Origin of the sequence: Dermacoccus sp. UBA1591 (assembly GCF_002322065.1) — a bacterium.
GTDB classification, from domain to species: Bacteria; Actinomycetota; Actinomycetes; order Actinomycetales; family Dermatophilaceae; genus Dermacoccus; species Dermacoccus nishinomiyaensis.
The window spans coordinates 67,895-74,646 of the sequence record NZ_DCNR01000054.1; the positions used below are offsets into that span (position 1 = coordinate 67,895).

At 68.4% G+C, this 6,752-nt stretch carries 7 protein-coding genes and 2 pseudogenes; 3 read left to right on the forward strand and 6 right to left on the reverse strand.

Annotation, left to right across the window (positions count from 1 at the left end):
- Positions 1-482 (reverse strand): aldehyde dehydrogenase family protein (locus tag B2284_RS05965; protein ID WP_286697296.1); only part of this gene is annotated, 482 nt, incomplete at its 3' end.
- Between the two features lie 168 nt (positions 483-650).
- Between B2284_RS05965 and B2284_RS05970 the strand changes: the two genes are divergently transcribed.
- Complete coding sequence (locus B2284_RS05970) at positions 651-2,249, forward strand: APC family permease (RefSeq protein WP_170957172.1); 1,599 nt, start codon at positions 651-653, stop codon at positions 2,247-2,249.
- An 87-nt stretch (positions 2,250-2,336) separates the two neighbouring features.
- Here the strand turns inward: B2284_RS05970 and B2284_RS05975 are convergent, their stop codons facing one another.
- The gene (locus B2284_RS05975; protein ID WP_074045874.1) at positions 2,337-2,804 is read right to left on the reverse strand and encodes a DUF1877 family protein; all 468 of its coding nucleotides are present in this window, start codon (positions 2,802-2,804) and stop codon (positions 2,337-2,339) included.
- A gap of 116 nt (positions 2,805-2,920) precedes the next feature.
- On the opposite strand from B2284_RS05975, the gene B2284_RS05980 reads away from it, so the two are divergent.
- Positions 2,921-3,550, forward strand: coding sequence for a maleylpyruvate isomerase family mycothiol-dependent enzyme (locus B2284_RS05980; protein ID WP_006947091.1), 630 nt, complete (start codon positions 2,921-2,923; stop codon positions 3,548-3,550).
- 143 nt (positions 3,551-3,693) lie between these two features.
- Positions 3,694-3,960 (forward strand): hypothetical protein, encoded by a 267-nt coding sequence (locus tag B2284_RS05985; protein ID WP_074045873.1) that lies wholly within the window; start codon positions 3,694-3,696, stop codon positions 3,958-3,960.
- Here the strand turns inward: B2284_RS05985 and B2284_RS05990 are convergent.
- From B2284_RS05990 to B2284_RS06005, 4 genes and pseudogenes are all read right to left on the reverse strand, one after another.
- Positions 3,954-4,379, reverse strand: coding sequence for a YccF domain-containing protein (locus B2284_RS05990; RefSeq protein WP_006946995.1), 426 nt, complete (start codon positions 4,377-4,379; stop codon positions 3,954-3,956). The genes B2284_RS05985 and B2284_RS05990 overlap by 7 nt on opposite strands.
- 97 nt (positions 4,380-4,476) lie before the next feature.
- Positions 4,477-5,304 carry a GNAT family N-acetyltransferase gene (locus B2284_RS05995; RefSeq protein WP_074045929.1) on the reverse strand — a complete coding sequence of 276 codons (828 nt, stop codon included), beginning with the start codon at positions 5,302-5,304 and terminating at the stop codon, positions 4,477-4,479.
- 212 nt (positions 5,305-5,516) lie between these two features.
- Positions 5,517-6,461: pseudogene (locus tag B2284_RS06000) on the reverse strand (RtcB family protein); the annotation flags it as partial.
- 51 nt (positions 6,462-6,512) lie between these two features.
- Positions 6,513-6,752 (reverse strand): annotated as a pseudogene (locus B2284_RS06005) (SAM-dependent methyltransferase); the annotation flags it as partial.

A 6,752-nucleotide genomic window follows, 5' to 3' on the forward strand; every position in this document is an offset into this window, starting at 1 on the left:
TGGCCGCGCCCGGGCACCGTCATGTCGGGGTGGGCGAGGTCGTTCTCGAGGTAGTCGGCGAAGAAGCGGAAGTTCATCGCGACGCGCGGCATGACGCCGCGCAGGTGGCTGCGCAGCAGCGCGCCGTTGTCGCGCGTCTCGACGTGCGCGAGCTCCTCGACACGCGCCTCGACGCCGTCGGCGACATTGCGCAGCAGCGCCGCGCGCTCCGCGACCGGCATGCCGGCCCATGCCGGAAAGGCCTTGCGCGCAGCAGCGACGGCAGCGTCGACCTCGGCCTCGGCGCCTGCGCTGATCTCGCCGATGACGCTCTCGTCGATCGGGGAGACGTCGGTGAACGTCGCACCGTCAGCGCTGGTGACGCGCTCGCCACCGATCCAGTGACGCGTATCGACCTCGACCCCCTCGACGGTGATCTTCTCGGGCTGCGGCGCGGTGACCATGACGCTCCTCGCAAGGTTGGCTGGTGCGGTGATGCGCATCACACTACCAATCGTTCGGGCCCAAACGGACATCCTACGGCGAGATCAAATCGTCATCTGATCCTCGTGTGTCTCAGATCACATCATGGGTTACCGTGACCCCCGAGGCGAGATCGTTCGCCCCCGAACGAAAGGCCCGGCATGGCAACTCCCACGTCGTCTCCCGACATGAGTCCGCGCGCAGATTCCGACATCCCACACACCGAGCACCGCCTGCGTTCCGGGCGCCTCGGGGTCATCGCGATCGCGTTCATCGTCGTCTCCGCCGCCGCGCCCCTGACGGCGATGGCCGGCGGCGCGCCCGTCGCGATGCTCGTCGGCAACGGGCGAGGCATTCCGTTCGCGTACCTCATCGTCAGCGCCATGCTGCTGCTGTTCGCCGTCGGCTACACCGCGATGGCACGTCACCACACGAGCACGGGCGCGTTCTACGCGTACGTCGCGCGCGGCCTCGGCCAGCATGCCGGCGGCGCTGCGGCGTGGATCGCGCTGCTCGGTTACAACGCCATGCAGATCGGCCTCTACGGCCTCTTCGGCTCGGCCACCGCCAGCTTCTGCGCGGACAACCTCGGCTTCGACCCGCCGTGGTGGGCGTGCGCGTTCGTCGCGTGGGCCGTCATCGCGCTGCTCGGCTACCGCCAGGTCGATCTGTCCGTCAAGGTGCTCGGCGTCCTCGTCGCCGCGGAATTCCTCATCGTCCTCCTGCTCGACGGCGCCATCATCGGCAAGGGTGGGGAGGGCGGCCACGGCGGTGTCGCATCGCACCTGGCCTGGGATTCGTTCAGCTTCGACGCCCTGACAAGCGGTTCGCTCGCCATCGCACTGCTGTTCAACTCGGCGAGCTACATCGGGTTCGAGTCGACGACGATCTACTCGGAGGAGGCGAAGGATCCGCGTCGCACCGTGCCGCGCGCGACGTACCTCGCCGTCGCCGTCATCGGTGTCTTCTACTCGATCACGACGTTCCTCATGGTGAGCGCGCAGGGCGGTTCGATGCTCGTCGAGCACCTCGGCGGCCTCAAGCCGGACCCGACGGTCTTCCTCTTCGAACTGGGCGATACCTACCTCGGTTCGAGCGCGACGAAGGTGATGTCGCTGCTGTTCGCGACATCCGTCTTCGCGGCGCTGCTCGCGTTCCACAACGCCGTCGCGCGCTACCTGTTCGCCCTTGGACGCGAGGGGCTCGTGCCCGCCCGCCTCGGCCACACGCACACGGTGCACCTGTCGCCGCACATGGGCTCGATCAGCCAGACGGTGCTCGCCGCCGTCGTCCTGACGATCTTCGTCGTCACCGACAAGGATCCCGTGCTCGCCCTGTTCACCTGGCTGACGCAGCTCGGCACGCTCGCCATCCTGTTCCTCATGGCGTTCGCGTCGCTCGCCGTGGTCGTGTTCTTCGCGAAGTACCGGGGCGCACGAGGCAAGGCCGCAGCCGACGACGCGGTGACGGGTGACGTCGCCACCGCCGGCACCGGCCTCGGCGGGCTCTGGCGCACCCTCGTCGCGCCCGCGCTCTCGGCCGTGTTCATGGGCGGCGTCGCTGCGTATGCCGCATCGCAGTTCGGCAACCTCATCGGAGACCCGAACAGCGCCCTCGCGTGGCAGCTGCCCGCGCTCATCGGCGTCGCCGTCGTCATCGGTGTCATCTCGACGTTCGTCCTCAAGGCCCGCGCGCCGCAGCAGTGGGCGCTCATGGGCATGGACCGCGTCGAGGCGACCGACGGCGCAACAGAGATCGACGGGACGTCGGCGGCACCGACGCCCTGAACGACCCGCGACGCAGCGCGCCCACCTCGTCACTCGATGGGGTGGGCGCGCTGCGTTCTGAGGCGCCCGGTTCGAGCGCGACGGACGTCAGTTCAGCTGCCAGATGACGGCTTCGTCCGCCTCGGCTGCCTTGGCGTAGAACTCGCGCAGCTCGGCGTCGTAGGGCATGACGTACACGTCGAGCACGTCGTCCTCGTCCCAGATGTCCGGGTAGATCTCGTCGCGCGTGAACTTCTTCGCGTCGTAGCCCTTGCGCAGGATGCTCGGCGTGATGCGGCCCATCGCGGCGGCGATCGCCGTCACCCGCGCGGGCGTCACGTGGCCGGCGACGACATCCTCGGAGTCAGGCACTCGCCCCTCCGAGATCGGGCTCGGAGCGTGCGCCTGCTTGTAGAGGCGCTCGAGCGCATGCCAGGCCTTGTCGACATCGAGCATGCGCTCGTCGTCGAACTTCTCGAGCGCCTGCAGGGGCGCGTCACCCGTCGACGTGAGGTCGGTGACGAGTCGCTGCGCCTCGGTATCGTCCATGCGGTAGGCCGTCCAGATCATTCCCATGGGCCCGACGGTACTGCCCACGCCCCCCGCGTGTCAGCGCCGCCGTCAGCCGCGGCTGGCAGACTGGGAGCGAACACGGCACGCCCGGGCGCCCCGGGCCCTTCGAAAGGCTGACGATGTCGCACGAGATCACCTGGAAGTCCGTCCACGACGAGCGCGAGTCGCTGCTCGAGGATCTCGCGGGGCTGAGTGACGCGCAGTGGCGCGCCCCGTCGCTGTGCGAGGACTGGAGCGTGCAGCAGGTTGTCGCGCACCTCGCGTCGTCGGCGCGCACGTCGAAGGCGAGCGCCGCGAAGCAGATGCTGACGCACAAGGGCAACGTCCAGGCCGTCATCGACGCCGGCGTTGCGCGTTTCTCTGGTGGCACACCCGCCGAGACGCTCGAGGCCTTCCGCGAGTCGATGCACGAGCGCGTGGCGCCGTTCTCCGCGGAGGCCGCGCTCGGCGAGGTCGTCGTGCACGCCGAGGACATCCGCCGCGCGCTCGACATCGAACACACCTACCCCGCCGAGACGCTGCGTCAGCTCGCCGACCACTACAAGGACGCGGGCCTCGGCATGGGCGCGGGCGACCGCATCAAGGGTCTGCACCTCATGGCCACCGACCAGAAGTGGGAGACGGGCAAGGGCGACGTCGTCTCGGGGCCGATCATCGCGCTCATCATGACGATGCTCGGACGCACCGCCTACCTCGACGACCTGTCCGGCGACGGCGTCGAGACGTACCGCGCGCGCCTGACGCGCTGACGCTCCCCCGTGTTGCCCGGGATTCGAGGCGCGGGTGCCTCGGTTCCCGGGCAACATCGGGCGGTGGACCCATGACACATCTCATGGGTGATTCGTGACGGTCGGCCGCGTGAGGCGACGAACGGCGCGCCGAGACTGGAGTCATGAACGCCTCACCGAACTCGACGGCTCAGAAGTTGCTCGCGATCTCCGGTCCGCTGGCTCTCATCGTGTTTTTGGTGCTCGGCCTCGTGTTCCACGCGTGGGCGATCGCGTGGGTAGCCTTCCTCGTACCGGGGATGATTCGGACGTGGATGGCCGTCGAGGCCCCGAAGGAGCAGCACGGTTACGGCATCGGCGCGGACGATGAACCCAAGCCCTACCCCTACTCCGGCGATTCTGGGTCCGCGCCGCCGGCGCCGCGTCAGTAGCGCGACGTCGTCGGCGTGCCGGCCTGCGGCATGAGCGGGCGCGCCGCGCTCTCGGGGACGATCTGCTTGCCCAGCGGGAACAGTGCGAGCGGGATCATCTTGAGGTTCGCCCAGGCGAGGGGCAGACCGATGATCGTGACGGCGAGGGCGATGGCTGTGCCGATGTGCGCGATGGCGATCCAGATGCCCGCGAGCACGAACCAGATGATGTTGCCGATCATCGACCCGACGCCCGCTGTCGGCTTGTCGACGTACGTGCGCCCGAACGGCCACACGGCGAAGTTGGCGATGCGGAACGACGCGACGCCGAACGGGATCGTCACGATGAGAATGCACATGATGAGCCCGGCGAGCATGTAGCTCAACCACAACCACACCCCGGCGAACACGAACCAGATGATGTTGAGCAACGTCTTCATTGTTCTCCCCGTGTCGTCGAACCCGGGTGGTGTCGATACGACCTCCACAGCCTATCCAGATGACCTGAATCGCTCCTGGGTCGCCTCACATGCCACCTCAGCAGGGTGCGCCAGACGTGTTCGAGGCAGGCCGTCGCCAGACGGCGGGTGTCGACGTCGTCACCGCGACGAGGCCCGCACGCTGCAGGATGGGGCGCGAATACTCGGTGCAGTCGACCTGCAGCAGCGCCTTTCCGCGCGTCTTGGCCGCTCGGGCACGCTGCGCCGCGAGCGCGCGATAGAGGCCTCGCCCGCGATGACGTTCGTCGCACGCGCCACCCCACAGGCCCGCGAAGTCGGTATCGTCCACGAAATCGACCCGCCCCGAGCACACGATCTCGCCTGCCGAGTCACGCACGAACCACATCTCGAAGCTCTCCGGATCGCGCCTCATGCGCTCGACGAGTTCGTCGCCCTGACGTCGGCTGCGCTCGGGGGAATCACCGAAGACGCGCCCGGCGAGGCCCTCGGCGTCACGCATCGCCTGCTCGGTGGTGGCGCGTTCGAGCGTGTACCCGGCGGGCAGGCCCTCGTCGGCGGCGATGACGTCGTCGACCGACCCGACCATGACCGTCTCGGGCTCTTCCAGTTCGAATCCGCGCGCCTCGAGCCGCTGGAGCAGCCGCGGCAGGACGTCGTGGCCGCGCGTCTTCCATTCGAAGTGGTCGACGCGCTCGTCGGCCTCGAAATGGCTGACGACGGCGTCGATGAGTTCGTCGAGCCCGCCATCCATGACGAACGGGTCGTAGGTGACGAATCCGCGCCGCCGGCCCGGGAACGTCGCAGCGAACACCGGGCCGATCGGCGTCACCTCGTCGGCGTCGGCCACCTCCGCCCGACCGCGCAGCTGAGAGTCGTACAGGTCGCGAAACGCCTCAGGGTTCATGGGGTGAATCTCGCAGCCCGGCGCCCCACGCCACAACTGAATTTCTCGACCGACGCGTCGTGTAGATCGCTTTGAGCTGCTCGCGCCCCACCCGGTATCCGCCAGGTGGGGCGTGAGAAGCGTGACCAGCTCGTGTCGCACCGAGCGGATGGGGTGAGCTTGTGAACCCCTTCCGCCGGAAGAAACAGCGATCGCGCCTGGGAAGCCGGAAGACGCTCTGTGTAATTGTGGTGGCAGTTGATGCGTTCCTGTTCGATGACGGGTTCGCCAGCCCATTCGCCGTACTGGCGGACGACGCGGTCCATCATTTCTTCGCGGTTGAGCAGGGCGAAGTGCTGTGCCCACTCGAGTTCGCGGATGCCGGAATGCCGCAGCATCCCGAGGACACGAGCGCAGCGAGGCCCGCAGGGCTGCGTCGCGGCGCGACCGGGAGTAGGCGTCGAACTGGGGTGTGCCCTGGACGAGGTATGCGAGGTCGCGGTCGGGCAGGTCGATCCAGTTCGTCGCGCAGTAGTCGGTCGCCGTCTTGATGTGGTGCTGGGCGATCTTGTTGCCGACGCCGCGCGAACCGGAGTGCAGGAACAGCCAGACGCGGTCGTCCTCGTCGAGGGAGATCTCGATGAAGTGGTTGCCCGAGCCCAGCGAGCCGAGCTGTAGCGTCCAGTTCTTCGCGTACGTCGCGGGGTCGAACCCGGCGTCGGCGGCCATGGCGTTGAGTTCGTCGAGGCGCGTGCGCGTGTGGTCGCGGCTGATCGTGCGGTTCACTCCCCCGGCCGACAGCGGGATGGCGCGCTCGATCGCCTGACGTACGGGCGCACGGTCGACGGGCAGGTCGGTGGCGGTGTGCTGCGTGCGCACCGCGATCATGCCGCAGCCGATGTCGACGCCGACGGCGGCGGGGATGACGGAGTGCCGCAGCAACCCGAGGACATGAGCGCAGCGAGGCCCGCAGGGCTGCGTCGCGGCGCGACCTAAGACATCGCGCCGAGCGTCGGGATGACGGAGCCGACGGTGGCGCCGCGACCGAGGTGAGCGTCGGGCATGAGCGCGAGGTGCGGGAAGATGAATGGCATCGACGCCGTCGTCAGGGCCTGTTCGCGGGTCGATTCCTCGAGGATCGAGGCCCAGTTGTACAGCTTCGCGTTGATTCGCTCCATGGTGTTCTCCTTGCGTGTTCGCCTGCGCCGCATGGAGATACGGAGCAGACGTCAGGTCGTTCGGGCCGAGGGTTCGTCCGATGCCGGCGGCGTCGGGGGGCCCTGCGACGCAGATGCTTCGGGTGCGGTGAGTCGCGCGCTGCCTGCGTCGTCGACGTCCGCAGGCAGCGTTGCCGTCAAGGTGTAGGTCGCGGCGAGCCGCTCGGGATTCTCGGCGAGTTGCCACTCGTTCGGTTCGATCTCGACCATCTGGCCGGGCAGCGCGTTCCACGGGACGCTCTGGTGCTCGAC